Annotated in this window: 24 protein-coding genes and 1 tRNA gene; 16 read left to right on the plus strand and 9 right to left on the minus strand. The window is 47.3% G+C overall.

The features are described 5' to 3' along the window. Positions 1-72: 72 nt before the first annotated feature. Positions 73-300 carry a hypothetical protein gene (locus C943_RS03265; RefSeq protein ID WP_008624195.1) on the plus strand — a complete coding sequence of 76 codons (228 nt, stop codon included), beginning with the start codon at positions 73-75 and terminating at the stop codon, positions 298-300. Here the strand turns inward: C943_RS03265 and C943_RS21260 are convergent, their stop codons facing one another. The 4 genes from C943_RS21260 to C943_RS03285 form a co-directional block, all read right to left on the minus strand. Next, a complete protein-coding gene (locus tag C943_RS21260; protein ID WP_008624196.1) occupies positions 301-1,530 on the minus strand; it encodes a site-specific integrase in 1,230 nt (409 codons plus the stop codon). A gap of 71 nt (positions 1,531-1,601) precedes the next feature. Beyond that, positions 1,602-1,685 (minus strand) — tRNA-Leu (locus C943_RS03275). A 114-nt stretch (positions 1,686-1,799) separates the two neighbouring features. Beyond that, complete coding sequence (locus C943_RS03280; RefSeq protein ID WP_040478872.1) at positions 1,800-2,096, minus strand: putative quinol monooxygenase; 297 nt, start codon at positions 2,094-2,096, stop codon at positions 1,800-1,802. Continuing rightward, complete coding sequence (locus tag C943_RS03285) at positions 2,093-2,872, minus strand: SAM hydrolase/SAM-dependent halogenase family protein (protein ID WP_040478927.1); 780 nt, start codon at positions 2,870-2,872, stop codon at positions 2,093-2,095. The genes C943_RS03280 and C943_RS03285 overlap by 4 nt, the downstream gene beginning before the upstream one ends. 104 nt (positions 2,873-2,976) lie before the next feature. Between C943_RS03285 and C943_RS03290 the strand changes: the two genes are divergently transcribed. From C943_RS03290 to C943_RS03345, 12 genes are all read left to right on the plus strand, one after another. Further along, positions 2,977-3,963 (plus strand): PhoH family protein, encoded by a 987-nt coding sequence (locus tag C943_RS03290; RefSeq protein WP_040478874.1) that lies wholly within the window; start codon positions 2,977-2,979, stop codon positions 3,961-3,963. Continuing rightward, positions 3,923-4,372 carry a GNAT family N-acetyltransferase gene (locus C943_RS03295; protein WP_008624201.1) on the plus strand — a complete coding sequence of 150 codons (450 nt, stop codon included), beginning with the start codon at positions 3,923-3,925 and terminating at the stop codon, positions 4,370-4,372. Before C943_RS03290 ends, C943_RS03295 begins: the two co-directional genes overlap by 41 nt. Before the next feature lie 29 nt (positions 4,373-4,401). Beyond that, on the plus strand, positions 4,402-4,938 hold the full coding sequence (locus C943_RS03300; RefSeq protein WP_008624202.1) for a DUF3575 domain-containing protein: 537 nt from the start codon (positions 4,402-4,404) through the stop codon (positions 4,936-4,938). 132 nt (positions 4,939-5,070) lie between these two features. Beyond that, positions 5,071-6,966: a ComEC/Rec2 family competence protein gene (locus C943_RS03305; RefSeq protein ID WP_211208858.1), complete on the plus strand. Its 1,896-nt coding sequence runs from the start codon at positions 5,071-5,073 to the stop codon at positions 6,964-6,966. Positions 6,967-7,035: 69 nt separating this feature from the next. Further along, a complete protein-coding gene (locus C943_RS03310) occupies positions 7,036-7,815 on the plus strand; it encodes an enoyl-CoA hydratase/isomerase family protein (protein ID WP_008624208.1) in 780 nt (259 codons plus the stop codon). A gap of 1 nt (position 7,816) precedes the next feature. Next, positions 7,817-9,727 (plus strand): RecQ family ATP-dependent DNA helicase, encoded by a 1,911-nt coding sequence (locus C943_RS03315; protein WP_008624211.1) that lies wholly within the window; start codon positions 7,817-7,819, stop codon positions 9,725-9,727. Further along, a complete protein-coding gene (locus tag C943_RS03320; RefSeq protein ID WP_008624214.1) occupies positions 9,727-10,314 on the plus strand; it encodes a hypothetical protein in 588 nt (195 codons plus the stop codon). Before C943_RS03315 ends, C943_RS03320 begins: the two co-directional genes overlap by 1 nt. Before the next feature lie 6 nt (positions 10,315-10,320). Further along, on the plus strand, positions 10,321-10,872 hold the full coding sequence (locus C943_RS03325; protein WP_008624216.1) for an NUDIX hydrolase: 552 nt from the start codon (positions 10,321-10,323) through the stop codon (positions 10,870-10,872). A gap of 12 nt (positions 10,873-10,884) precedes the next feature. Beyond that, entirely contained in the window at positions 10,885-11,319 is a 435-nt protein-coding gene (locus C943_RS03330) for an acyl-CoA thioesterase (RefSeq protein WP_040478876.1), read from the plus strand. A gap of 32 nt (positions 11,320-11,351) precedes the next feature. Continuing rightward, the gene (locus tag C943_RS03335) at positions 11,352-12,059 is read left to right on the plus strand and encodes a tetratricopeptide repeat protein (RefSeq protein WP_008624218.1); all 708 of its coding nucleotides are present in this window, start codon (positions 11,352-11,354) and stop codon (positions 12,057-12,059) included. A gap of 2 nt (positions 12,060-12,061) precedes the next feature. After that, the gene (locus tag C943_RS03340) at positions 12,062-13,030 is read left to right on the plus strand and encodes an L-threonylcarbamoyladenylate synthase (protein ID WP_008624226.1); all 969 of its coding nucleotides are present in this window, start codon (positions 12,062-12,064) and stop codon (positions 13,028-13,030) included. A gap of 176 nt (positions 13,031-13,206) precedes the next feature. Next, positions 13,207-14,406, plus strand: a complete 1,200-nt coding sequence (locus C943_RS03345; RefSeq protein ID WP_008624228.1) for a phosphoglycerate kinase — start codon at positions 13,207-13,209, stop codon at positions 14,404-14,406. 97 nt (positions 14,407-14,503) lie between these two features. Here C943_RS03345 and C943_RS03350 read toward each other — a convergent pair whose 3' ends face one another. Further along, positions 14,504-15,619 carry a hypothetical protein gene (locus C943_RS03350; protein ID WP_008624230.1) on the minus strand — a complete coding sequence of 372 codons (1,116 nt, stop codon included), beginning with the start codon at positions 15,617-15,619 and terminating at the stop codon, positions 14,504-14,506. Between the two features lie 140 nt (positions 15,620-15,759). Beyond that, a complete protein-coding gene (locus C943_RS03355) occupies positions 15,760-16,413 on the minus strand; it encodes a hypothetical protein (protein WP_008624232.1) in 654 nt (217 codons plus the stop codon). Positions 16,414-16,677: 264 nt separating this feature from the next. On the opposite strand from C943_RS03355, the gene C943_RS03360 reads away from it, so the two are divergent. After that, complete coding sequence (locus tag C943_RS03360) at positions 16,678-16,908, plus strand: YgdI/YgdR family lipoprotein (RefSeq protein ID WP_008624233.1); 231 nt, start codon at positions 16,678-16,680, stop codon at positions 16,906-16,908. Between the two features lie 51 nt (positions 16,909-16,959). Here C943_RS03360 and C943_RS03365 read toward each other — a convergent pair whose 3' ends face one another. After that, on the minus strand, positions 16,960-19,311 hold the full coding sequence (locus C943_RS03365) for a glycoside hydrolase family 3 protein (RefSeq protein WP_008624234.1): 2,352 nt from the start codon (positions 19,309-19,311) through the stop codon (positions 16,960-16,962). A gap of 324 nt (positions 19,312-19,635) precedes the next feature. Here C943_RS03365 and C943_RS03370 point away from each other — a divergent pair, with 324 nt between their 5' ends. Both C943_RS03370 and C943_RS03375 read left to right on the plus strand, forming a co-directional pair. Next, a complete protein-coding gene (locus C943_RS03370) occupies positions 19,636-23,079 on the plus strand; it encodes a ThuA domain-containing protein (RefSeq protein ID WP_008624236.1) in 3,444 nt (1,147 codons plus the stop codon). 315 nt (positions 23,080-23,394) lie between these two features. Beyond that, a complete protein-coding gene (locus C943_RS03375; protein WP_008624237.1) occupies positions 23,395-24,219 on the plus strand; it encodes a KilA-N domain-containing protein in 825 nt (274 codons plus the stop codon). Between the two features lie 19 nt (positions 24,220-24,238). On the opposite strand, the gene C943_RS03380 is transcribed toward C943_RS03375, so the two are convergent. Then, a complete protein-coding gene (locus C943_RS03380; RefSeq protein ID WP_008624238.1) occupies positions 24,239-25,171 on the minus strand; it encodes a dihydrodipicolinate synthase family protein in 933 nt (310 codons plus the stop codon). 70 nt (positions 25,172-25,241) lie between these two features. Next, positions 25,242-26,540, minus strand: coding sequence for an aminopeptidase P family protein (locus tag C943_RS03385; protein ID WP_008624239.1), 1,299 nt, complete (start codon positions 26,538-26,540; stop codon positions 25,242-25,244). Positions 26,541-26,596 lie beyond the last annotated feature (56 nt).

The raw sequence follows: 26,596 nt of genomic DNA on the forward strand, positions 1-26,596 counted from the left end.
AACAGGTTATTTTGGTCGTCTATTTTTTGTTGTATATATGCATTATTCTACGTTTCACCCAATTCAACTATTATGAGCAACCTAGTAATTGTACTTCCAAAGGGGAAGGCTGCCCACGTGTCCCCTATTCTTTCATTCTTTGAGCGCAATCCGGACTATGATCCTGAAACGATCGCAATCGAATTGCAGCATCTTCGTGAGTGTCTGGTGCTTCATGCCCCAGATGATTGCTCGATCAAGGATATCCAAGGTACTTACAAGTTGCTTACCGAGCTGATGGTCACCTTCCGGGAAATGTAGCTACTCCATGAGTGCCATTTGCTGTCGAAGCCTGGATATATCGACATGAGCATAGATCATCGTCGTGCTGATCTTGGAGTGCCCCAGCAGCTTCTGCAGCACCTCGATGTGTCCGCCTCTCCGGAGAAACTCCGTCGCAAACGAATGCCTGGCCACATGTGTGGTCAGGTTTTTTCGTATGCCGCACCGGAGCGCGATATCCTTTAGGATCCTGTTGGTCGGCTGCTCTTTCATGCAGTTAAATAACAAGCCCTTTTGGTTCTCGATGTAGGAAAAAGCCTTTGCGGTCAGCGGCACACTCACGCGCTTCTCAATGTTGCGGGTTTTGTGGGGCTCAAAGTCCAGGATATCATCCACGATCTCTTTCCAGCTCACGCGCTGGATATCCGAAAACCGCAGCCCGGTGTTGCAGGCAAATAGAAACTGCCCCAATACACGCCGATGGCTGGGGATGATATCCTCTTGTCTATAGTAATGCTCGAGAGCCTGCAGCTCACGCGGATTGAGGAAGATGATCCGCGCCCGTGTGGATGGTAGTCTGTAGGCTGCCAGACTGGTCGTATCTACGGCGATTCCCTGTTTTGCGGCACGCTTCGCAAAAGCCTTCACCATCTTGAGGATGCTCCAGGCGGAATTGATCTTAAGGCCTTGCCGTGAACGCAGCCAAGCCTCCATATTTTCCATGAGCTCCTGGTTGATCTCGGAAAATCGGATTTCCTCTTTCCAGGCTGCAAGTTTCCGCAGTTGGCTTTTGGTGTTTTTATAGGTCTGCAGTTCGACTTTGCCAGCCTGATAGCGTTCGTCGTTTTCGGTATCGGCCCAAACCAAAAAATCCTTTTTGGCACCGTATCGGGAGTATTCCTTGTGAAACTGCTCCACCGTCAGCTCGAAGTCAGAGTGCCGGTAGAACATGAAGATGTCATTCACCTTCGCTTTTTCCTTTTGGACGAGCATGTTGAAGTCCTGCGCTTCCTGGTCATGCTTTTGGCGTGGAAGAAAAATCCCCGACTTGTTGTCAAAGGAATCCACCGGCCAGCTCACCTTGAGTGGGATTGTTGTCCGCTGGGAATTGATGATGATTTGAAGGTATACGGCCGCCATCCCGCCGTTGGTCTTGCGGTCGGTGCGGATCCTGGCTTCGACGCTAGCGCGCATCTTTCCTCCTTTCCTTGTGTGAAAAATCGGAGACATACGCCCGCTGCCAGGCTTGTCTGGAAACAAATAATGCATGGTGTTCTGATTTCGTGTGAAATAGAACCCATGCATTTAGATCGAATTTGGGGCATTTCTGCCCGATTTCGTACCCAGGGCCGGAGTCGAACCGGCACGAGTGTAACCTCATTGGTGTTTGAGACCAACGCGTCTACCGATTCCGCCACCTGGGCATGGTACGCGCCTGCCTACCGCAGGCAGGCCTGATGTGATCAGACTTGGTTTTTTCCGTCGCTTTTCGAACGGGATGCAAATATGGACAAAGATTTAATTCCCCGCAAGGGCAATCAAGGCAGTTCCTCGATTTTTTTGGCACTGAAAGCCATGGGTTTTGCAGCAAACAAGGTCTTGGTATAGCCCCAAACCGTTTTAAATAATTCAGAATCACGGTATTGGTTGAGAGCTTCCTCCGATTCCCAATGGCTGTAGGTGATAAAAATATTTTTGTGGTGCTCATCCTGCCACAGCTCCAGATACCGACATCCGGGAAAATTTCTGATTTTCTCCTTGTTTGATTTGAAATTTTGCAGGAAATCATTTACCCGATCTTGCTGGAAAGTCATCCGTACCACACGTAAGATCATGCTGTCGGGCTATCAAAATGAATAAACACGGGGCTATCATGCCGAAGCCCCAACAGATCCGCTCCATGGCCTTGGTTGATACCTATTTCGAGCAAATCAACGCTGTTAAAAAACGCGAAGCAATCCCCCGCCTCCACATTGTCGTAAGTTTGGTGCAGGGTTTGAAGGCTTTCACGTCCAAATTCCAAGGAAAACTTTCCCGGATTGAGTTTTTCGAAAACATCCCTAGTAATGTTGGTGATCAGGTTTCCGTAATTGTCCACTCTGATTACATGCCCGATGATTTGCTTGCGACTGGCTTTGAATTGCCGTGGGATCATCTTTTTCAGTTGTGGAAGCGGGCTACCAAAGTCATGCAGATCCATCCCGGAGGCAACTTTGGCTGCAATCGGGGCCAAAACGTCCTTGACGGGAAATGTACTTGCCCTCACGTGGGCTTCCGAAAACCGAACCACAATCCCGGGATCGACATCCGAAAGTAGGCTCAACACGCCATTGTTTGGACCGAGGAAGATATGCTCATCGAGTTTGATCCCCACATAGCCATCGGTATTTGCACTTGTGCTGTTCATCGCCAAGAGGTGCACTGTACCCTTCGGAAATTCCTTGTATACTGACTTGAGTACAAAGGCAGCGTGGGCAAGATCGTAGGGGTCTATCTGGTGACTGACGTCCACGACGTTTAATTGCGGATTGATGGACAAAATCCTTGCTTTGACCGCCGGCACATAAAAATCCCCAAGTCCAAAATCCGAGGTGAATGTGATCAGCGCCATGGAAGCAAGTCTGTTAAAATTTTGTATTTTTGCGATAGGTGTGAACAAAAATAGGAATTTTATCCTTTCACCTTCATCAGGCTTCACAATTCAACTCCAACAGATTGGTAGAAAAGGTCATAACTTTAGAAAATATTCCGCTTCTCGATTTTTTGGGTACCGAGAATGAAAACATCCGCCAGGTGGCCGCTGCTTTTCCCCAGTGCAAAGTGGTGTCCCGAGGCAATGAAATCCGCATCCAAGGACGCGCTCCCGAGATTTTACGGATCAACGACGTGATCAATATGCTGCTGCAGCATGTGCACCGATTTGGGCATATTACCCCAGACCAGATCAAAGAATATATCAATCTTGAAAATGCGCCCTTTGTCGAAAGCCAAAATGATGACGTGATTCTTTTTGGCAACAAAGGATTGGTCATCAAACCAAAATCCGCCAACCAAAAAAAGTTGGTAGACGCAGCGTTCAAAAACGATTTGGTATTCGCCTTGGGTCCTGCAGGAACTGGTAAGACTTATATCGCAGTGGCTTTAGCCGTGAGATCTTTGAAAAACAGGGAGGTAAAGCGCATCATCATCACCCGACCTGCCGTGGAAGCGGGAGAAAACCTCGGATTCCTTCCAGGTGATCTTCAGGAAAAACTCGACCCATACTTGCGGCCGATTTATGATGCCCTTTCGGATATGGTGCCGCCGGAAAAACTGAAATTTTACCAAGAAACCCGCGTGATCGAAATCGCCCCCTTGGCCTACATGCGCGGCAGAACGCTTCATGATGCTTTTGTGCTCTTGGATGAAGCTCAAAACACTACAAGTGAGCAGATCAAAATGTTTTTGACCCGGATGGGCCCTAATTCAAAAGTGATCATCACCGGCGACCAAACACAGGTTGACTTGCCCAAAAGACAAAAATCCGGGTTGCGCGAATCCCTCCACGTCCTCCGTGATGTCAAAGGAATTGGAATCGTCAACCTCAGCGGCAAAGACGTCATCCGACACAAACTGGTCAAATCCATCATCGAAGCGTACGATAGGCATGATGCCCAAAAAGATGAAAAACGAGAAAACAATCCAAGTCCAGAAAATCAATAACCCGGAGCAATTGCAGACAGCATTTGCAATCCGGGAAGAAGTCTTTGTCATCGAGCAGGAGGTGGACCCAAGCGAAGAGTATGACGAATTTGAGGAAATTTCCGTGCATTTTCTGGCGACTGTAGATGGGAAGCCGGCAGGTACGGCCCGATGGAGGTTTACGGACAAAGGCGTGAAGCTGGAGCGATTTGCAGTCCTGAAGGCGATGCGGGGAATTGGGGTTGGATATGCGTTGGTAAAGTCAGTAGTCGAGGATATCGCGGAGCACCCAGAAAGTAATGGCAAGAAACTGTATATGCATGCACAATTGGACGCCATGCCACTTTATGCGAAGTTCGGGTTCCAAAAAGTTGGCGAAATGTTTGAGGAATGTAACATCCAGCATTACAAAATGGAGCTATATTTGTGAGTTAAATTTAGTTTTAAAATAGATTCCGTATGAAAAAAATTGTTTTAGGATTGTTCTTTTTCCTAGCGTTTCAATTCTCGACACAGGCACAGGCCCTCGAAGACCCAAAAGGGGAAGTTAGACTTAACTTTCTGAATTTAATTCTGCTGGGTTCAGTCGAACTTGGGTATGAGTACTTCACCAACCATGACCAATCTATTGGTGTTGAATTGCATCTCAACGACCGATTTGGATATAACTTCCCAGACGACAACCAAGACTTCTCTGCCACGTCCCTCCTGTTTTCCTATAATTTCTATTTCGCTGGCAACGAAGCAGGGAAACTCTACATTTCACCCTATTTCAAATATCGATTTGGGGAATTCACAGAAGTGGAAAACAATAGAACAGTGACCACCAGCATGAACGGGGCATCTATCGGTCTTATCGGCGGATACCGTTGGAATTACAACAATTTTGCCTTTGGTCCATTTGCAGGAATCGGCAGAGGCTTCAACCAAACCGTCAATGACCGATTCTCCCCTGTGGAATTCAAGGCCGGATTTAACGTCGGCTACAGATTCTAAGCCGTTTGAAACGCTTAATGTCTTTTAAGAAGGGGCCCACAAGCCCCTTTTTGTGTTTTTGTGCATAGATTCAGAGAAAAGCATTGCCACATGGTTTTTTCTGAATTTCCATTTGTTCGTTATACCCTGTTCATGATTCTCGGGATTTGCAGCTACCCGATTTTTCGAAAAATAGAATTGCATTGGCTGGTATTAGCGGTATCTATCCTTTATCTGGTCTATGCGTTATCAGTGATCGTCAACTGGTATCGGCATCGATTTCAATTCCGGGTTTTGATTCCAATATTGGCGTATGCGCAACTGTTCGGAGTCGGCATCCTGGCCTGCCACCTGAGCGACATTGGTCAATCTGAAAAAAACTTGATCAATCAAACTGGCAAGCCATCCTATTTCCTCGGTACAACCCTTGAATGGGATGAGCCAAAGCCTCGGTCAAAAATGAACAGAATCGCGTTGAGGCAAGGAATCAACGACGAAATGGGCGAAGCCCAAGGCGAAATCGTGATTTATCATCAATTCGACAGTCTTCTGCGACCAGGACAAGTCATACTTATCTCCGGCAATCCAAGCCTGATAGAGCCTCCAGTAAACCCGGGGCAATTCGACTACCAGACCTTCATGCGCCGCCAAGGCATCTCCCATAGCCATTTTGCTGGAAAAAACATCCATATCCTAGGAGAAGTCAGCAGCCAACCGATCATGGATTTTTTCTCAGCCATTCGGATGACTTTACTCAAAAAGATCGAAGAATACATCCCCGACCCCAATTCAAAGCAAATTGCCAAAGCACTACTCCTTGGCTACAAAAAACAAATGGATCCAGAAATCAGCCAAGCCTATTCTGCTACTGGAGCAATGCACATTTTGGCCGTTTCGGGTTTACATGTCGGGATTATTTACGGATTCTTTTTCCTATTTGTGAAGCCTTATCACCTCAAACGGAGGGCCAGGGTAGCCTACCTTCTACTGCTCATTCTGGTGATTTGGAGCTATGCTTGTATCACGGGCCTTTCCCCCTCAGTTCTCCGTGCCGCGACGATGTTTACCTTCATTGCTTTCGCACAAATGCAATCCAGAAGCCCTTCCATTTTCAATCCGATCGCGTTGTCCGCAATGATCTTGCTACTTTTTGATCCCTTTTTGCTTTATGCGGTTGGTTTCCAATTGTCCTATTTGGCACTGCTGGGCATCCTGCTGATCCAGCCGCTTTTGGTCCGGATCTGGCTTCCGCCCTATCGCTGGCTGGAATACTGTTGGCAAATCAGTACTGTCGGGATCGCTGCACAGATCGCAACATTTCCCGTTTCCGCCTATTACTTTCACCAGTTCCCAAGCTATTTTATCCTGTCAAACCTCGTCGCGATTCCAGCCGCTTTCTTGATCATGGCGGTTGGCATTCCATTCTTGTTGCTGTCTCCCGTACCGATTGTTTCCTCGATTTTAGCTTGGTTGACCGATTGGCTGATTCGGGTGATGAACTTCCTGATCTTTTGGATGGAGTCGCTACCGGGTGCCAGCGTGAAAGACATCCATTTTGATCCTTCGGAAATCGGCTTGTATGCCTTGACGGTCGCAGTCGGGATTTACCTTTGGAATTATCCGAAAAAAACAACCGCCTGGGCCTTTGTCTGCCTTCTGGGAATCATGGGCGGTGCACGAGTCGTCAATCTCTTTATCAGAAGCCAAAACAACGAAGTCACCTGGTACGCGCTTCAAAAAGGAAAAGCCATCGACATCAGTGTTTCCGGCCAACTTTGGACCTGGGACACCGGCAATGCCAAGGAAATCGAATTCAACGTCAAACCCAACAGAAGCCGAACCGTCGGCGGCACTGTGTATCCCCTTTTGAGCTTTGAAAAAGATGGAAAATCATACCTCTTCGGCCCAAATGGCATGGGAATGATTGAACCTAGTCCCGATTTTGTGCGGAAAAAGAACAAAATTTTCATTTGGGAAAATGGTGCTTGGGTCCCGTTTCGGGCAGACTCGGGAACAAAACCCCATGCTGCCCTCAAGGCCCAACTTTGAGGCTAGTTTTGGTGGTAAGCGATGAGTCCTCTATCTTACCTTTGCTTTTGAAAACGCTCATTTGGACCCATGGAACAGCAACCAGTTTTGATCAAGATCGACAAGCGCATCGGCTATATCACCCTCAATCGACCGGAAAAACGCAATGCCCTCAATGAAGAAATGGTCGATTCGATCAAAGTGGCATTAAACATGTTCGAAAAGGACGAAAGCGTAAAAGTCATCATCCTGAGGGCAGAAGGAAAGGCATTTTGTGCCGGGGCAGATTTGGCTTATTTGCAGCAATTGCAGCAGAACTCCTACGAAGACAATCTTGCCGACAGCCGAAGCCTGAAGGATTTGTTCCAAAAAATCTACACCTATCCCAAAATCATCATCGCCCAAGTTCAGGGTCATGCCCTTGCGGGCGGCTGTGGATTGGCTTCAGCCTGCGATTTTTCCTTTGCGGTCCCCGAAGCCAAATTTGGCTACACCGAAGTGAGGATCGGTTTTATCCCCGCGATCGTATTGGTTCTGCTGCTCCGCAAATTAGGAGAAGGAAAAGCAAAACAGCTGTTGCTGTCCGGCGAGACCATCACCGCGGCGGAAGCCAGGGAAATGGGCCTGATCAATTGGATTGTCGAAGAATCCAACCTGTCCGCCACCGTAGAAGCATTTGCCCAAAATCTGATCACCCAAAACTCCGGCGAAGCCATGGCCCTCACCAAGGAAATGATCGGTCGGGTACAGGACCGTGACCTAGAAGATGCATTGGAGTACGCTGCCTCCATGAATGCCAAGGCGCGGGGTTCCGAGGATTGCCAAAAGGGTATCGCCGCATTTCTGAACAAGCAACCGATCCAATGGTAAGTTGAAAGAACAAGCACTCCATATTCTCCAGTCCGTTTTTGGCTATCCGGAGTTCCGGCCCGGGCAGTTGGACATCGTCCTTTCGGTCTTGGAGGGAAAAGACACCTTGGCCCTATTGCCCACCGGTGGCGGAAAGTCGATCTGTTTTCAGGTACCTGCTTTGGCCAAAGAGGGAATTTGTTTGGTTATCAGCCCGCTGATTGCCCTGATGAAAGACCAGGTGGACAATCTGAAAAAGCGACGAATATTGGCAGCAGCGATCTATTCGGGGATGGGCAAACGGGAAATCGACACCATCCTGGACAATTGCATTTATGGAAACTACAAATTTCTGTACGTTTCCCCCGAACGTCTAAAGACCGAGATTTTCATCGAGCGCTTTAAGAAGATGAAGGTCAACCTCATTGCTGTCGACGAGGCACATTGCATTTCCCAATGGGGCTACGACTTTCGCCCACCCTATCTCGAAATAGCAGAAATACGGACGCACCATCCCGCCGTCCCCTGCTTGGCGCTGACGGCTTCCGCCACGCTGATGGTAAAACAGGATATCATCGACAGGCTCAAACTACAGAAGCCCTCTGTTTTTGTAAGATCATTTACGCGAAAAAATCTCAGCTACGCCGTCCGTATGGCGGAAAACAAACTCGAGAAAGCCATTGATATCCTCCGAAGAATCCCTGGATCGGCGATCGTATACGTCCGAAGCAGAAAGGGCACCAAGGAAATCGCGACCACCTTGCAGCAGATGGGCATTTCGGCGACTTTTTACCATGCAGGCCTCGACAATGCCAGCCGTGAAGAACGGCAAGCGACGTGGAAAGCCAACAAAGTCCGCGTCATGGTGGCCACAAATGCTTTTGGAATGGGGATCGACAAGCCCGATGTGCGCATGGTTATCCACATCGATGTTCCCGAAAATTTGGAAAATTACTACCAAGAAGCGGGGCGTGCCGGCAGGGACGAAAAAAAGGCCTATGCAGTACTGTTGACCAACAAACAGGACCTGGAAGTCCTGGACGAACGGGCACAGAAAGCCTACCCGCCCATAGAATATCTCAGACGCGTCTACCAATCCCTTGCCAACCACTACCGAATGGCCGTAGGCAGCGGCGAAATGGCGAGTTTCGATTTTGACCTTCCCCAATTTGCGGACCAATACAAACTGGAGCCTGTGACGACTTACAACGCCCTGAAAGTCCTGCAGGAAAATGACTTCGTGGAACTCTCCGAGAGTTTTTTTGCCCCTTCTACCATCCACTTTTTGGTCAATCAAAGCAAGCTGTACGAATTCCAAATCAGCAATGAAAAGCTCGATCCCTTGATCAAAACCCTGTTGAGAACCTTTGGCGGTGAACTATTTGTCGAATACATCTCTATCCAAGAATCCAAATTGGCCAAATATGCCGGAATCCCCGAATCAGAGTTGGTCAAACAACTCAAATACCTTGACCAAGTAGGTATTTTGGCCTATCACCCAAGGAAGGATACTCCGCAAATCACCTTCCTGACACCAAGGTACGATGCAGGAAAGCTGCCACTCGATGTGGCCTGGATCGAATCGAGGAAGAAAAACCACTTAGACAAAGGCAAGGCCATTCAGGACTACGTCGCCAACTTGGTCCTTTGCAGATCCCTGCAAATCGCGGCCTATTTTGGGGAAGAAAACGATAAAGCCTGTGGCATCTGTGACGTCTGCCTATCCAAAAAATCCAAAACGGCACTGCAGCAGGAAAAGATCAGGAAAAGAATTCTCGAAACCTTGGGCATGGGAAAGGTGTTTACCTTGCACAATGTCTCCGAGGTATGTGGCATCAAACCCGACCCGCTGATAGGTACGCTGCTGAGGGAGTTGGAGGATGAAGGAATTGTGGCTACGCTGCCCGACGGGACAATCAAAATTCAACATTGATGGCTTCATTTATCGAGGATCTGTTCAGTAAACTGTTTCCGAAAAAGTCCCTGCCGTTTTCCCACAAAGAAAACTTCAACCAAACCACGGCAGATTCCGAGGAATTGGAAAATTGGCTGAAGGGCGATGAAGCGAAGGATTTATTGGGAATGATTTCCAAAAACTACCATTTCAAAAAATCCGGAATCCAAGCCCATCCTGAAATCCATATTCTCAACTCGCCTTACGCCAACGGATTTGCTGTCAGTTTTGAAAATCCGCTGACTTCCAAAACTTTTTCCCAACTTTTCTTTGCTTTTGGACTGCGAATGTTAGATTTGGGATACCATCGCGTCAGTCTTGACCGGAAGATGGAGGAAATCAACGAACAGGTCAAGACCACCGAAAAACAGTACTTCAAACCGCCTTTGTCAAGTGCTGATTTTTCCCAGAAAATTGACCAACTCTATGGAAACGTCAGCATAGAAAAGGTCAGCATCAACGATAAACCCAGCTTTTTGAAGGTTTTGGTAACTGTCTACTCAGATCACCTGTACCAAAAAGCCAAACCATTTGACGAGTTTATCGAAGCATTATTCCAACATTAATCCGCTATGGACCGCAAATCACTCAGAGAATCACTCGAAAATTACCGTACGCCTTTCGAAGAAGAAGCCACTTTCCTGGAAGACTTCATCCAATTGACTTATGACGAGAAAGCCTACCTTCGGGAAAGATTACAAGGCCACTTCACTGCCTCTGCTTGGATTGTCAACAAGACGCGGACACATACCCTCCTCACGCTTCACCGCAAACTGAATCGCTGGCTGCAGTTGGGTGGACATGCGGATGGTAACGAAAACCTGCTTGAAGTCGCCATGTTGGAAGCCCAGGAGGAAAGTGGCCTCAGTTCGCTCAGGTTTGTGGATCGACGGATTTTTGACATCGACAGACACATGATACCCCAGCGCGGTGATGTACCCGAGCATTTTCACTACGACGTTCGGTTTTTGATCGAAGCAGAGAGTGATGAGCCCTTGCAGATTTCTTCCGAAAGTATGGATTTGGCTTGGATGCCATTTGATGCAGTAGAGGACTTGGTCGGCAACAGTCCTTCCATCCTGCGTATGCTGGAAAAAACCAGCAAATCAGAAATCCTCATGTAGTTGGTACAATCCATGAAAAAATATTCCCCAGAAGAGGTTCAGGCCTCTTTTTCTTTTTCCGTCCCCATCCAAGTCCGTCTGTCGGACATCGATGGCTATATGCATGTCAACAATGGAATTTACTTCAACTATTTGGAACACGCCCGGGCAATGTACCTGTACCAAGCCTGTGGTTGGGATGTGATGGATATCGGGACCGTAGTAGCCAATATCCAAATCAATTACCGGAAGCCAATCCACGCCGAAGACAGTCCGATTGTCTTCGTGACCTGCACGGAGATTGGGCGAAGTTCATTCGTATTGGAACAGGTAATTATGGGGAAAGATAAGGAAGGAAATCAGGTGGTCTTCGCAGAGTCGACGACGACTATGGTTGCCGTGGATATGAAGACCATGCGCCCAGTTCCTGTCCCGGAAGCTTACGCCGCCAAATTGCGGTCCAGCTAATTTCCCTATCTTTGCGCAAAAATCCCCATACCGTGCGCAAATCCGTCTTATTTGTTTTCCTTTTCGCGATGATCTTCGCTTGCAGTCCTTCCGAACAGGAGCTGATGGACGAGGGCATCAAACTATTGGAAGCCTCCGAACTCGAGAAGTCAATAGAATTTTTTGATCGAGTCCTAGAGAAAAACGCCAACAATACGACTGCCCTCAACGCCAAAGGTGTGGCACTTTACCAATTGAAAAAATACGATGCTGCGATCGAAGCATTCACACTTTCCATATCTGCCGACAGCACATCCTACAAGCCTTTCTTCAACCGTGGCAACGCCTACCTTGAAAAAAAATCATTCAAGGAAGCCGTGATGGATTACAACCAAGCCAATGGACTGGATCCGAGCGTACTCGATGTCAATTACAACCGCGGGCTCGCACTTCTCGGCATGGAATCCTACGAAGACGCCATCTTTGATTTTGACCAAGTGATCCAACAAGACCCGAATCGCGCTTTGGCTCATTTCAACAAAGCCAAGGCCCTATTGGGCAACAACGACCCCGTGGCCGCCGCCAACTCGCTCGTGGCGACCGTAAACCTGGACAAGCAAAATGGCCCGGCATACTATCTGCTTGGTGTCACGCAGATGAGCGCTTTTGGGCAAAAGGAAGAAGGCTGCGCCAACCTGAAAATGGCATTGAGCTTGGGCTTCTCCGAGGCCAAAACTTGGATCGATGATTTTTGCAAATAATAATGGCTCAAATCGGAACGGATATAGAAAAGGCAAAAGCTTTGCTCGAATCGGGGGAGTTGGTTGCCATCCCGACTGAAACGGTATACGGACTGGCTGGCAACGCATTGAATCCTGATGCGGTTGCCAAAATTTTCTCCGTGAAAAACCGCCCGAGTTTTGACCCCCTGATTATCCATACCGACAGCCTCGAGAAAGTCCGCAAATTCACACTCGATATTCCAGCGCCACTGGACAGATTGGCAGCACATTTTTGGCCGGGACCTTTGACGCTTCTTTTGCCAAAAAAAACCATTGTGCCCGATCTCGTCACGAGCGGCTTGGATACCGTGGCCGTCCGAATTCCGCAACATACACTCACGCTGCGCCTATTGGAAGCACTTGATTTTCCCTTGGCTGCACCGAGTGCAAATCCCTTTGGCTATATCAGTCCCACCACGGCAGCACACGTGCAAGACCAATTAGGTGACAAAATCCCCTACATTCTAGACGGCGGACCCAGCCAAGTCGGCCTCGAAAGTACGATTGTAGGTTTGGAGAACGGTGAAGTTACCGTTTATCGCTTGGGGGGATTGGAAGTTGCAGCCATTGAAACAATAGTCGGTCCCGTCAAAATCATGGCCCACTCCAGCAGCAATCCCAAATCTCCCGGAATGCTGAAAAGCCATTATGCCCCAAAGGCTTCCTTTGTCTTGGGGGATTTGAAAACACTAGTCCCGATGTATCAGAAAAGCGAAATGCCATTTGGTATTCTTTCATTCTCGAGGAAGTTCAAAGACATGCCTGAGCAGTTCCAAAAGCAATTGAGCAAAAAGGGTGATCTTGCTGAGGCGGCGAAAAATCTTTTTGCCCACATGAGGGCTTTGGATAGCGTGGATGTTTCCGTAATTTTAGCGGAGCTTTTGCCGGACGATGGTTTGGGGAAAGCGATCAACGATCGATTGAAAAGGGCTGCGGCGGGGGAAGACTAGACTTAATCGTACGAAGTACCAAGTACAATGTACCAAGAATTTCCCCTTCGCAATTGGACAGAGTCATGAAAATCTAAGGCACTAACTGTGGACTATTGACCATAGACTCCCCAATAACTCAATAACCTATAACCAATTTACCAATTCCGCTTTCAACCTTTTAAACATAATAAACCATGAGTCAACGCATCAAGAGTGTGGCGCAGATCAATTTTAAGGGAAAAAGAGCCCTCATTCGGGTGGATTTCAACGTTCCTTTGGACGAGAATCTTCAAGTCTCGGACGATACCCGGATTTCCGCAGCCATGCCAACCATCCAGAAAATCCTCCAAGATGGAGGTTCGGTCATTTTGATGTCCCATTTGGGCAGGCCAAAAGACGGGCCGACCGATAAGTATTCCCTTCGGCATGTCATCAGCAACCTTGAAAAACTTGTGGGCACCAAAGTCAAATTTGCCACGGATTGCATCGGAGAAGATGCCAAGTCTTTGGCTGCAGGACTTCAGCCTGGAGAGGTACTTTTGCTGGAAAACCTGCGATTCTACAAGGAGGAAGAAAAAGGTGATGAGGCCTTTGCGGAGAAACTCTCCAAACTCGGAGATATCTACGTCAATGATGCGTTTGGTACTGCCCACCGTGCGCACGCATCCACAGCAGTAATCGCGAAATATTTCGATACCAAAGCCACGGGCTACCTGATGCTTTCCGAATTGGAAAATGCGGACAAAGTCCTTGAGCATCCAGAAAGACCTTACACCGCCATCATGGGCGGCGCGAAGATTTCCGACAAGATTTTGATTATCGAACGCCTCTTGGACAAGGTGGACAACCTCATCATCGGCGGAGGTATGTCCTACACGTTCTCAAAGGCACAAGGCGGAACGATTGGTGATTCACTTTGCGAGGCAGATAAACTCGATTACGTATTGGAATTGATGGCAAAAGCCAAAGAGAAAGGTGTGAACCTGATTTTGCCATTGGATACCGTGATTTCCACCAAGTTTGCCAACGATGCAGAGCAGGGATTGGCCAAAGCCGGGCAAATCCCTGACGGATGGATGGGCTTGGATATCGGGCCTGAGACCAGGAAGCTTTTCGCCGATGTGGTCAAAGCCTCCAAAACCATTCTTTGGAATGGCCCAATGGGCGTATTCGAAATGTCGAGTTTCGTACACGGCACGATCGCCGTGGCGGAGGCTATTGCCGAAGCAACAGAAAAAGGCGCCTTTTCCCTCATCGGTGGCGGCGACTCCGCAGCAGCAGTCAACAAGTTTGGATTCGGGGAAAAAGTATCCTATGTATCGACAGGCGGCGGTGCTTTGCTCGAACACATGGAAGGCAAAGTCCTCCCCGGTGTAGCAGCTTTGGCTGAATAAAAATTTGGGAATGTTCATAAACGAAAAAGGACCGGGAGATCGGTCCTTTTTTGTTTATAAGAATCTTAATTAAGCTGGGGCTTCTTGTATAAATACCTCAACTCGGGAGATACTGCTTGATATACATTTTTCTTTCAACCAATACCTTCTTTTTTCCTTTAAAAAGCATATCGATGTGATCCTCATACCCTGTGTTTTCATTGTAGATTATCGAGAGCATCAAGGTGGGATTTGATAGGTCGGGGTTGAAATCCAAGACAGACAGAATTTGAGGAGGAATTTCCAAAATCTTAAAGTTACGTTCCTTTGAGAGTACCTCCCAATAAATCCTCCTGTACCCAGGTAGGCCAGGATTTATCTTGAACTCAAAATTCTGTTGCTGATATGTAAATGCCGTCGGTTGAATGATTTGAAAGTCTGTTAATTTTTTGCTGCCAACCTCTATCTCCCAATCATACGTCAATTCGATCATTTCTGGTGCTTTGTTCCAGTTTTCATAGCTATAACTTTTTACTGTACCGCCGGGTGCCAGACCCTCCATTTTGATTCTCCCTCCTATATACCAATAGAAATAATCAAATGCCTTCGGAAAAGGAATTGTTATCGTGCTTGTTGTTTCCTCACCATTATGGATTAGAAAAGTCTTCCTGAAGTCAGATTCACCCATTTTTTCCAGTGCATACACCGAACTTACTATCGAACCTTCTTTTGGTGGGTCGACTTTCAAAACCCTATCAAGAGGTCCGGAGTATTGCGGAGGGTACTCTTGTTGATCCCCTTTGTGTTCAAGTTCCCATGTACTATTAGGGTCAATTCCCGTATAGGTTATAAACGAATGGTTCATATTCCACACAGACCATGCGAAAGTGACATTTACGAGTTCATTTTTCGGTAAAACAAACTCAGTGATGGAATTGACAGATGATTGTTTGAAATCAACCAAGCTGCCGTCCATCTTGTGAATCATGATCCAGAATTTCCCACTACCAAAAACAGCATAGTTCTTGTTAATAAATTTAAATACAGTTTCATTTGGTCCGATTAGGGGGCCCTGTTCTTTAGGTTCATCTTCTTTTGGTTTTTCAGGGATAGGCTCTTCCTTTTTTGGATCTTCCAGTATAGGGTCCTCAATCGCGGGCTCTTCAGTGGATTGGCAAGAAAGAGCAAATGCAAAGAAAAAAATGAGTAGAATCTTTATTGGAGAACCTTTCATAATCTAATTGTTTATCCAAATTAAGACAAAACTAGGTAATGAATCAACTAATGATGCCTATATTTTTTTGGATATTTTTACCTCATCGTTTGATGTTAACGAAGGCATGCTTCTAATTGACTTTTTCGCTTGTTGACCTCTTAACTCACCCACAACACGTATTCTTTCACCCGTTCCCACGATCCTTGTTTGTTCACATAAAGCACGATTTCTTCCTTCGCACACAAAGGACCACAGAAATAGTAATGCTGGATTAAAGCATACTTTCTTTCCGTATCGAAAACCGGTTTTGAAAACTGGTGAAAGCTGTTCGGCAGCTCAGCTGGCAATTCATTTTCAATTTGGGACACCACTTCCTCCCAAGCAGAATGTATTTCAGAGATCTCTCTTGGAGTAAGGCAATTGTACTTCGGTAGTTTTTCAGAATCCCAAAGCCAGGTTTTGAATACAATTCCCTCAAGAAGCTCATTCCGTTTGGAACTAGGCAGTATCGACTCATCGACCGATCCTAGAAAGGCGTCAACATCGCTATGGAACTTTCTTGTATTGATCTGAAGATGTGGAAGAGTTTCGCTTTCGGCAATTTCGGGCTTTATCTCCATCAGAAAATCATACGCTATCTTATCATCGATTACTTCAAACCTAGCATGCGTGAGGACTTCAAAAGCCTCATCGTCAAGGCGACTCTCCCAAAAATTCCCATAAACAAAAACAGCTGCAGCGATCAGAACCAAGAAAACAGCACCGATAAGGGAAAAACTCCTGCCATGAAGGGCGCTTTGGCTTCTCGACATTCGTTTAATTCTTTTTGTCATAGGAGAAATCGGGAAACACGATACCTAAATATATAAAAATGATTGTATACATTTCTCCTCATAGAAAAAATCCCTCTCAAAATCCTGCCATGACAAAAAAATTTACATAACATCACGTACTACAAACCTTCACGAAGCTCTGAAAAAAGTCAACCTGATGTAAATGGTCTCCGTCACATTTCCAATTCTTTCTGTTTGAGAATACCTAAAATTGCTAACTTTGACCGACTTACATCTAATTCAATGAAAAAGTTACTGATTCTCATTGTCGTCATCGCATTGTCTTCTTGCTCGGACATAGACGAGATCAGCGAACCCTGTATCGTCAAATTGAGGGACGGCTCCTCGATCGTGATTGAAACCGATATCCGTATAAATCAACGCACTGGCACCATTACCTATCGCAATGCGGACGGAGACTTGAGGTCCATTTTCCAGGAAGACTATGAAGACTATCGTTGTGGCGCCAATTAAGCACAATAGGCGATTTGAAAAATAAAAAAAAGGCGGGAGTTCCCGCCTTTTCTATTTTGTTTGCCCCGGCCTTTTGAATTTTTCGGTCCGGGAATCATTGATAACTCCTTTCCAATTGAGTCCAAAACCAAAATCATACGTGTTGCCCGCCTCATCCACATGGCAGACCATATCATGCGGCACGTCTTCCATTTGGACTTCCACGGTAAACATGTCCGCAGGCATCTGTACGGGCAATAGGGCGCTTGGCTCAGCTTTTCCCGTAAGAATATCCATCACCGCCTGATCCTGTACCCCAAAGTGGAGCAGAATGCCATCGACGGATTTTTCAAATTCATTGAAAACCATGCTATTCCCGGCTGTCACCACCACGATGACCGGCTTGCCGGCCATTGCTTTTCGGGTTTCCAAAATGATCTCCAACTCTTTCTGGTTAGCTGTAATAGCTGTTTTGCCCTTGTAAGATCTATTGGTAACAGTTGGCGCGATTACAGGATCGCCTGCCGCGATACTTTGTTCACGGGCGTCCTTGGCAAGGTAGGGTCCATATTGCAAGCTGATCGGCACGTAGCCATTTCCACCCGATTCGCGGTCTGAGGGCTCATATCCTGTCCCCGGCATCGGTGCTGATACGAAAACAATCCCAACCTCTGCCGCTTCCGGGCTATCCACCACTTCGAAATATTTACTGGCAATTCCTAAGTTGATAGGGTCTACCCATTTTTCCTCGGACTTGACACCCCACCAGTTTGTGGTGGACGGAATAAATTTCTTGGGCAAATAGACTTTGGTTTTCTCTTTCAGCGGCAATACCTGCGCCTTGTTTTTCAACATTACGATCGACTTCAACTGTGCTTGGTAACCTTCCTCCATAAAAGCGGGATTCCCGACTGTTTCTTTGGTTTTTACAGGATCTAGATAGGGGTTTTCAAAAAGCCCGGTTTGGAAAATATTGCGCAGCAATCTTACGCCCGATTGCTCGAAGCGCTTCCGCATCCATTCTTCCCCATGTTCCTTCACGCCCATTTGGTAGGCCTCCAATACTGGTTTGATGTCATTGTTGCCACCAAACTGATCTCCACCAGCCATCAGCACTTGGTAGTGCCTTTCGGCAATGGTCTTTGTTTCCATACCCCATGGCTTGCCCCTGAATACTTCCGGAGTGGGACCTTCGTCGCCGGTGACGCCCCAATCAGTACACACTACACCATCATAGCCATACTTCTCGCGAAGCAAATCTGTGATGAGGTATTTGCTGTAGGCATTTGCCACATTTTCGTTATTGACCAAATCCTGCCCGTAGGAAATTGTATAGTAAGGCATGACCGCAGATGCGGACTTTGTTTTGCCTGAAAGCTTAAATGCCCCCTCGGTAAACGGCATCAGGTGGTAATCAAACAATCCACCCGGATACACGCCAAACTTGCCATAGGCAAAATGCGCATCACGTCCGCCTTCACCCGTGCCTCCCCCCGGCCAATGTTTTACCATGGCATTGACGCTGTGGAAGCCCCAGCCTGATTGGATTTCGTTTTCACCACCAGAGGTTTGAAAACCATCCACGTACGCACGCGCCATCTCCGTAGAGAGTTTCGGATCTTCCCCAAAGGTGCCTCTCACCCGATTCCAACGTGGATCCGTTCCCAAATCAATTTGAGGAGAAAGTGCAGTCGTCAGACCCAAAGCCCGATATTCGATCGATGCCACTTCTCCGAACCGCTGCACCAAAGCAGGGTCAAAGGTTGCTGCAAGACCAAGGGATTCCGGCCACATGGAAATCGTACCTCCCGCACCGGCATTGTATTCAGCGCTCGCGACTGCGCCGTGCCGCGGATCAGAGGAATTATTGGCGGGAATACCAAACCCAATTCCCTCCACAAATGCCTGGGCCTCGTTGTTCCACTTGGCTGCGACCTCGGGGCTTTCTACACGCGTAATCAAAACATGGCGCAGGTTATCGGTTTCGAGAAACTTCTTTTGCTGATCACTGAGCGAATGGCTAGGGAGACCACTTTCGGCCAGGGGTTTGCCCCCATAAGTGCCCGCACCGAATCCACCCGGATTGGCTGGGATGGACTGGTGGGAACTGTATAGCATGAGTCCCGCGATATGTTCTACCGAAACCTTCGATGCCAAGTCTTTAGCCCGTTCATCGACGGAAAGCCGCCAATCCTCATACGGATCAAGCGAACCATTTTTGTTGAGATCTTTGAATTTCAGCCCACCTTCGTCCAGAATGCTGATTCCCGAGGCTTTGGAGTAGCCCAATGTAGGACCCTTGGATTGCTTGAGGATGACGATCTGCTCATCAATCGCCGTTTCCGTTACCTCGTTTTTTTCACAGGAGAAAAACATACTGGCTGCAAACAGCAATAGTACTGTGGAGATTTGATTCTTTTTCATAACCGTATTTTGAAGTAATCTTGACTTTCAAATAGAAAAAACAAAAGTTGGACGGAGGGGATAATCCTGCCCTAGCCCGATTTGCCGCATTGCTCTAGGCAAAGACCGGATAATCTTTCTCCAATTTCGGTCGATTTTTCCCGAATACATATCAAAGATACCCCAAATTGTAAAAAATACACAATGAGTTTTTTTTCTGCTTTGAAAAGCCAATTTTTGGAAAATATTTCCCTAAATGCCAGTCCTAAGGAGTATTTTCCATTGCTGTGAATCTGAACTAATTATAAACCACAATTCCTTATCTTCCCCGAAATTCTACAACCTATGATGACCAAAAAGTACCTGACAAGGTCTTTGATGACGGCCTTGGCTTTAGTGTTAGTATTTGCTTCCTGTAACAAGAGGAGCGGCAATCCAAAAGTTTTGGTATTTAGCAAGACGGCTGGGTTTTACCATGAATCCATCCCGGATGGCATCGCGGCCATCATGAAGATGGGGGCAGAAAACGGCTTTGAAGTGGATACTACCACCAATGCAGAGCTAATCAAGGAGGAAAACCTCCAGCAATATTCCGCAGTAATCTGGCTGAGCACGACTGGAGATGTGCTCAATCATTACCAAGAGGCGGATTTTGAGAGATATATCCAAGCGGGAGGTGGCTTTGTAGGCATACATGCCGCGAGCGATACCGAATACGAATGGGGATGGTACAACCGATTGGTTGGCGGGTATTTTTCCTACCATCCAGGAATCGGCGACCCGCATCCTAATGTGCAGGACGGCAAGCTGAACGTCACAGATCGAAAGCACCAAACAACCCGCTTCCTGCCGGAAATTTGGAACAGAAGGGACGAGTGGTACCATTTCAAAAAATTGAATCCAGACGTCAACGTGCTGATGGACATAGACGAATCCAGCTATCAGCATACGAAACCAATGGGCTTCCACCCAATGGCATGGTACCACGAGTATGATGGCGGACGTGCCTTCTATACAGCAGGTGGCCATACCAAAGAATCCTACCAAGAGGAGCTTTTCTTGCAGCATGTATTGGAAGGGATAAAATATGCCATTGGGGACAATAAAAAGTTAGACTACGCAAAGGCCAAGACACAAAGAGTTCCCGAAGAAAATAGGTTTGAGAAAACAACATTGGTACTCGGCGAATTCACCGAGCCCACGGAAATGACCATCCTCCCCAATTTGGACATCTTGATAGCACAGAGAAGGGGTGAAATACTGTTGTATAAAAATGGTGACTCCACCGTTCGTGAGGTGGCCAAGCTTGATGTCTACTGGAAAACCGACATTGCCGGCGTAAACGCCGAGGAAGGTGTGATGGGTCTCCAAAAAGATCCGAATTATGCCAAGAACGGCTGGGTCTATGCTTTTTACAGTCCTACAGGCGACAAGGAAATCAACAGGCTGTCTCGATTCAAATTCCAAAACGACACCTGGGATATGGCCTCGGAGCAAATCATATTGGAACTGTATTCCCAAAGAAATATCTGTTGTCATACAGGTGGCTCCATCGCTTTTGACAAGGACGGCTTACTTTATCTTTCTACAGGCGACAACTCCACGCCGTTTGACCAATCCAACAGCAAATTTGTGAATCGGGGCTATTCGCCCGTTGACAACAGGGCTGGAATGGAGCAATACGATGCCAGAAGAAGCTCCGGAAACGCCAATGATCTGAGGGGAAAAATCCTCCGCATCAAAGTCAATGAAGATGGAAGCTATGAAATCCCCGACGGAAACCTGTATCCAAAAGGCACTGAAGGCACACGACCGGAAATCTACGTCCAAGGACTCCGAAACCCGTACAGAATCTCCGTTGACCAAAAAACAAACTTCCTTTATTGGGGTGAGGTCGGACCGGACGCCAGTACGGACAGCCTCGAAACACGGGGGCCACGTGGCTACGACGAAGTCAACCAAGCGAGAAAAGCAGGACATTTCGGCTGGCCGTATACCATCGGCAACAACTTCGCTTATGCGCAGTTCGACTACGAAACTGGAAAAGCTGATTTCATCTTTGACCCTGCCAAGCCAGTCAATAACTCGAAAAACAACACGGGCATCAAGGAATTGCCTGCCGTCGAGCCTGCATTTATCTACTATCCGTACGCAAAATCCAATGAATTCCCACAATTGGGAACAGGAGGACGAAACGCAATGGCAGGTCCGGTTTATTATGGAGACATGTTCCCGAAAGATACCCGCTATCCAGCGTATTATGACGGCAAGTTGTTTATCTACGATTGGGTAAGGGGCTGGATCAAAGCCGTGACCATGACCCCAGCAGGTGACTATGACAAGATGGAGCCTTTCATGTCGACGACGAAGTTCAACGCACTGATGGACATGGAAGTGGGTCCTGACGGCAAGTTTTACATCTTGGAATATGGCAATGGCTGGTTCACCAAGAATCCTGATGCCGCACTTTCCAGAATCGACTTCAATGCTGGAAACAGGACGCCTGTTGTTAAGTCAATCAAAACTGACAAAACCTCCGGTGCATTGCCTTTCAAAGTCAAATTCACGGTAGATGCTGCCGATCCGGAAAAAGATCCGCTTACGTTCATTTGGGATTTGGGAAATGGAGAAACGGTCACAACGAATGAACCGGTATTGGAACACACCTTCAATAAAATAGGGGACTATGACGTACGTGTAGCGGTAAGCGACCCTGGTAAATTGACTGCCAAAAGCGGTATTGCTTCGGTCTATGCGGGCAATATTGCTCCAGAAGTCACCATTGCGGTAATGGGCAACCAGTCCTTTTATTTCCCTGGGAAAAAGGTAGCCTACGAAATCACGGTCAACGATCCAGATGATGTTGAAGCAGGCAAAGACCTTTCCTCGCTTTTTGTAACTGCCAATTACATTTCGGGATTTGATCAGGCCGAAGCCGCAAAAGGGCACTTGGTCATGACCGAGGCAATGGCCGGAAAGAGCATTATCAGCTCATTGACCTGCAAGACCTGCCACAAGGAAAATGAAGCTTCAATTGGCCCGGCCTACACGGAAGTAGCCAGAAGGTACAGAAGAAATCCCGACGCCGCTGCTTATCTGGTCAATAAGATCCAAAAGGGTGGCAGTGGCGTATGGGGCGAAACGGCCATGCCTGCCAATCCGGATTTGAAAAATGATGATGCACGTAAAGTCGTCGCTTATATCCTTTCGCTCGGCCGAAGACAAGAGGATGTGCCGACCCTTCCTGCGTCCGGTACTGTAGATCCGACGTTCGGCAAGCAGCCTTCCAACAACGGTGCATTTGTACTCTCGGCCAGCTTTACCGACCGTGGTGGCGAAAACATCAAGCCACTCGTGGGCAGCAGTTCACTTGCATTGAGGCATCCTGTTGTCGGCATGGACCAAGCCCGCGAACTCAATGGCTATACGACCATGGTATTCAACGGGCAAACTTTGGCCTTGATTCCAAGTAGCGAAGCCACCTTTGGGTTCAAAGGAATCGATCTAACGGATATTGGATCGCTGATGCTGATGGGGGGTGCACAAGAACCTACCAAAGACGGCTTTATCGTAGAAGTGAGACTTGATTCACCGACCGGAACCAAGATCGGCGAGTCGGTATTCCAAGTCCAAGGACAAGCCCAAGGTGGATTTATCTTTGGTATGGGCATGGTGGGAATCACACCTGTCACAGATGGCAAGAAGCATGATGTCTATTTTGTGACACGTCCAAAAGCAGGTGAAGAACCCAATGCGGCGATCTTCTCCGTAGAGTTCAAAGCCAAGTAATCATTCCGAATGATATGTAAAAAACCCCAAGCCCTGATGAGGGCTTGGGGTTTTTGTTTTGGGGAAAACTTGGTTTCAACTTCCTGAGATACAACGGTGTAACTTTTCTTTCACCTAATAACAGTGATTATTCAATTATGAGCTATTTTCACTTTAGTTATACCCGCCAATACGAGTTGTACAGCACCTGCGAATTCCGAGCTGGTGAGGCGTCATTGACAGAAGCCCTTTGACGAGACAGTTTAGTTGGCGCTGATTTCTTGGTTTTTGGCTTCTGATAAGAACCTATGAATTCTGAATAAATGAAATAGAAATATGGCAAGAAACAAGATACTTGACGTAAAGGGAACGGAGATCACAATTTACACAGGTGATACTGAAGACTACTTGTCGCTTACAGATATTGCTCGGTATAAGGATGTTACCAATACGGATGATATTATCAAAAACTGGCTGCGGAACCGAAATACTATTGAATTGCTGGGCTTTTGGGAACAATTATATAATCCGAATTTTAAACCCGTCGAATTCGACGGGTTTAGAAAACAAGCTGGCCTCAACAGCTTTGTATTGACACCTAAGCGATGGATCGAAACCACCAATGCCAATGGAATTACTTCAAAGTCAGGGCGGTATGGCGGTACGTTTGCACACAAAGACATCGCATTTGAGTTTGCCTCATGGATATCCATAGAGTTCAAACTATACATGATCAAGGAGTTCCAGCGCCTCAAAGAAGAAGAAAGCAAGCGCCAAAAACTTGACTGGAACCTGCAACGTACCCTCGCAAAGGTCAATTATACGATTCACACCGATGCGATCAAGGAAAAACTAATCCCCGATAAGCTCACTTCCAAGCAATTCTCATTGGTTTACGCCTCTGAAGCAGACTTGCTTAACATGGCTCTTTTTGGGAAAACCGCTGCCGAATGGCGAGCTGCAAATCCAGATTCCAAGGGAAACATGCGGGATGATGCCACACTCGAACAGCTTGTGGTTCTGTCAAATTTAGAAAGTATCAATGCCCTGATGATTCGGCAGGGACTTGTTCAATCAGATCGTTTGGAACAATTGAACCAAATTGCCATTACCCAGATGACTTCTCTGGTCAATAACGCAAAGCTGAAAAGACTCAAATAACTGCTGGAAGAAAAACCGTTTAGGCCAACACCTGCTTAATCTTCAAGTTGATTTGTTCTAGATTCCTGCGGATGATCTCACGTGCCAAAGCGTCTGCGGGAGAAAGTGGGGGTGCCAAATGGGGCTCGCAGACTTGGAAATGGTAGAGGCTTTCCTTAATTCCGGCGATGTAGCCTGAGTGTTTGGGATGGACTGCGAATATTCGCTGAGAAATCTCCTGTACCAAGGGCTGCATTTGGTTGACGCGCTCTACAAAACCCTTCTTGGCAGCTTCGTACAATTTGACATAAAACTTTGGGAAAATATTCCCCCCGGCATTCATACCGCCGTCCGCACCTGCCATCACCACTTGTGACATCAATTCATCAGGTCCCATCATCACGGAGAAATTTGGAAATTCCCGCTTCACATACATCAGTTTCTGAAAATACACTCCATTGCCCGAACTGTCCTTGATGCCGATGATATTGGAATGCTTTGCCAACTTCATCACGGTATCCATTTCGAGGTTGCACTTGGTCATCGCTGGGAAATTGTAGAGGAAAACCGGTAGCGGGCTTTGGTCGGCGAGTTTGATGAAATATTTGTACAAATCCTCCTGATCCAGCGGATAAAAGTAGGGCGGTGCCGCCACGATAGCAGTTGCCCCATTTTCCTTCGCCTGCCTTGCCAGCTTCAGGCTGATATCAAAACAGCTGTGGGTCACACCCACCAAAACCGCCGTATGCCCCGCTGCTTCTGTGCAGGTAATTTCGATCAATTCCTTTTTCGTCGAAGGCTTCAGGCTCGTGGCCTCACCTGTAGTCCCCAGGATAAAAATCCCCTGCACACCACCATCCATCATGTGATGTACCAGCCTTTCGGTTCCTTTCTTATCGATTTCGACATGTGAAAGCAGTGGCGTGGCCATGGGGACAATGATTCCCTCGAGTCGCATTTCGTTGATTTCCATTTTTCAGAATATTGGTCGTGCAATATAAGGCAAAGCAGCAAAAAACATGAATCAATCCGCTATTCGCAGACTATCGTTTTGCGGCTTGCATCAAATCCTCGATCTCCTCAGCCTCCACGGGAATATTTCCCATCAGGTCAAAATACCCCGACTCTTGGATCAAAATGTTGTTTTCCAACCGAACGCCCATGTTTTCCTCAGGAATGTAGATCCCTGGTTCCACGGTGAAAACCATCCCCACTTTGATCGGTTCGTGCATCGTACCCACGTCATGTACATCCAACCCTAAATGATGGGAAGTTCCATGCATAAAGTATTTCTTATACGCAGGCCATTTCGGGTCCTGGTTTTTGACATCTGTCTGATCGATTAGGCCCAGCCCCAAAAGCTCCGACTGCATAATCAGCCCTACTTCTTTGTGGTAATCTTGAATGGTCACTCCCGGCCTCAGCATCTTCGATGCTTCCCTTTTCACCCTCAAGACAGCATCGTACACTGCGCGCTGCCGGGTACTGAATCGGCCATTGACCGGAATCGTCCGGGTCATGTCGGCATTGTAGTTGCCATACTCGGCAGCGACATCCAGCAAAAGTAGATCACCGTCCAAGCAGGTATCCTTGTTTTCGATGTAATGAAGGACGCAAGCGTTCCGTCCAGTTGCAATTATGGGCTCGTAAGCGAAACCCTTGCTTCTGTTTCTTACAAACTCATGGATCAACTCCGCCTCGATTTCATATTCTGTCACGCCGGGCTTTACAAATGACAAGAGCCTTCTGAATCCCTTTTCGGTGATATCGCAGGCAATCTGCATTTGGCCGATCTCCTCAGATTCTTTGACAGCACGAAGGTCATGCATCAAAGGCGCCACCCGGCGGTATTGATGGAGCGGGAACCTCTCCTTGCAGTACCGAATAAAGCGCGCGTCCCGAGTCTCCACATGGATATCGGCACGTAAATGCTCGTTGCTATTGAGGAAAACTTGCTCGCTGAGCGCCATCACAGTATGAAGCGTCTTGTCAAAATCCTTCAACCATTTGATGTTTTGAATTCCTGAGGCTTCCAAGGCTTCTCCCATGGTGTATTTGTGGCCTTCCCAAATGGCGATATGCTCGCTTGTCTCACGGAGAAAAAGGACCTCACGCATGGCAGGATCAGGAAAATCCGGGCAAACAAGCAAAATCGTCTCTTCCTGATCGATTCCCGAAAGGTAAAAAAGGTCATTGTTTTGCCTGAAACGCATCGTGCCATCCGCATTGGTCGGCATGATGTCATTGGCATGGAAGATGCAAAGCGACTTTGGTGGAAGCTTCTTTACTAGCTTTTCCCTGTTTTTGATGTAAAACGAGGAAGGTAGAGGTTGGTATTTCATAGGGTTTTGGAAATTTTCTCGATAAATCAATTACTTATGGAACCTTGAATAGGCAA

Origin of the sequence: Mariniradius saccharolyticus AK6 (genome assembly GCF_000330725.2) — a bacterium.
GTDB classification, from domain to species: Bacteria; Bacteroidota; Bacteroidia; order Cytophagales; family Cyclobacteriaceae; genus Mariniradius; species Mariniradius saccharolyticus.